The organism is Inquilinus sp. (assembly GCF_057815775.1).
This window is the reverse complement of record NZ_JBYRFX010001052.1, coordinates 1-1,893: the sequence shown is the minus strand read 5'-3', so window position 1 is coordinate 1,893 and position 1,893 is coordinate 1. Positions and strand designations below refer to the sequence as shown.

General features: G+C 68.8%; 2 protein-coding genes. Both read right to left on the bottom strand.

Annotated elements, in window-relative coordinates:
• Positions 1-720 (bottom strand): pilus assembly protein N-terminal domain-containing protein (locus AC3XYG_RS37480; protein WP_489144992.1); only part of this gene is annotated, 720 nt, incomplete at its 3' end.
• Between the two features lies 1 nt (position 721).
• Positions 722-1,732 (bottom strand): Flp pilus assembly protein CpaB, encoded by a 1,011-nt coding sequence (cpaB, locus tag AC3XYG_RS37475; RefSeq protein WP_489144991.1) that lies wholly within the window; start codon positions 1,730-1,732, stop codon positions 722-724.
• Between the last annotated feature and the right edge of the window lie 161 nt (positions 1,733-1,893).

The window sequence follows — 1,893 nt, the reverse complement described above, 5'->3', positions numbered from 1 at the left end:
CGAGCCGACCGGCAGGCCGGTCGTCGAATCCGGTGTGGTGACCGTGGTGATCGTGCCGGCATTGCCGCGGCCGATGCCGGTCAGGAGGCCGCCTGTATTGTCGCGGCTGAGCAGATTGGTGCCGATCTCGCGCACCAGGGTGCGGTTCACCTCGGCGATACGGACCTGCAGCATGACCTGCTGCGGCGTCGCGGTGCGCAGCCGGCTGACCACCTGGGTGGCTTCGCCGACGAACGCCTGGACGAGACGCTCGGCCTCGGCCGCATCGTCGGGCTGGCCGACGGTGCCGGTGAGCAGGACCATGCCGTTCATCGGCGTGGCGGTGATGTTCGCTTCGGGCATCGCGATCGACAGCATCTGGCCGACCGAGGCCAGATTCTGGCCGACGCGGACCGTGGCCGAATAGACCACATGGCCGCCGCCGTCGGTCGCATAGACCGTGGTGGTGCCGGCGGTCTTGCCGAAGATGTAGATCTGGCTCGGCGAGCGGACCTGGACGTCGGCGATCTCGGGATTGGCGACGAAAAGGTCGGACATCACGCCGTTGAGCCGGACCATGCGGCCGGTGCCGACCGACAAGGTCACGTCATTGGCGGGCGCGACGGCACCGGCGGGCTGGGCCGCGGCCTGGCCGGTCACCGACGCCGCGAGGCACGCCGCCAGCGCGGCGGCGACCGCAGTGCCGAGCGTGGCGCGCTTCAGCTTGTTGCTCTTGATCATCTTATCTGGCTCCCACCGGAACGAGCGTGACATTGTTGCCGCGAGCGACGCGGACGACCGGGCCGATCCGTTCCGCCGGAATGCCGGTCGGGACGACACGGGGCGCGCTTTCGGAACTTTCGCTGCGACGCCGGGGCACCGTTCCGCGCTGGAAGCGGGAAACGTCGGCACCGACCGTGTAGGTCGTGTTGGTATCGTTGGGCTGGACCGCCACGGCGAGCAGCATCTGCCGCTCGGCGCGCGGATCGCCATTGTGCGGCACCTGCACCTCGCCGGACGCGATGGCGCGCTCCAGCTCGGCATTGTTGTCGGCGAGCGACCGCAGCGACAGCGACAGCTGGCCGATGGTCTGGGCGACCGCGATCTTCTCGGCGATCTTGGGGGTCGCCTCGAACGTGATCGTGGCGACGGTCTGGGCGACCTGGTTGCCCGCCTCGTCGCGCGAGTTGAGGCGCTGGTCGACGGCGAGGACGCGGATGTTGCGGACGATGGTCTCGGAGGCGCGCAGCGGCGCTTCGTTGTCGCCGCCGGACACTTCCTGGGTAAGGACGAGATCGACCCGGTCGCCCGGGAAGACGAAGCCGGCGACGCCGCTGGTCGCGGAGACGCCCACCGTGACGGCGCGCATGCCCGGGCCCAATGCCGCGGCGAGGAAGCCGCGCTCGCCGGGGCGAACGATCGAGCCCTGGGTCAGCGGCTGGCCCGCGCTGATCTCGTTGCGGACGACGGTGCCGATCAGGGTCTGGGGATCGCCGTTCGCTTCGCCGCGCGTGAAATAAGCGGGCTGGACGAGGCCTTCGGGCCACGGCTGGTAGCGGAATGCTTCGGCGTCGATGATCGTGCCGATCGGCAGGGTGCGCGTCGCGACGAGCACTTCGGGACCCGCGGGCACCACCGGGCCGGCCTGCGCTTCGGGGGCTGAAGCGCCCGAGAACATGTTCTTCGCCATGACGGCGGTGACTGCCGCGATCAGGAGTGCGCCGACCAGCAGCACGATTTTCTTGACGTCCATGGCGCGTATCGCCTCCCCTCACGGGACTGAGAAAGTTTCAGCCCTATCCATCAACCAAACTGGTTAAGAAAACGTTCGCTAATCAGCCACAAACCACCGAAAGCGATCGCCACCCCGTAGGGGATTTCGAGCTGCCCGGCCTTGCGGCCGAGCCTGTGCCG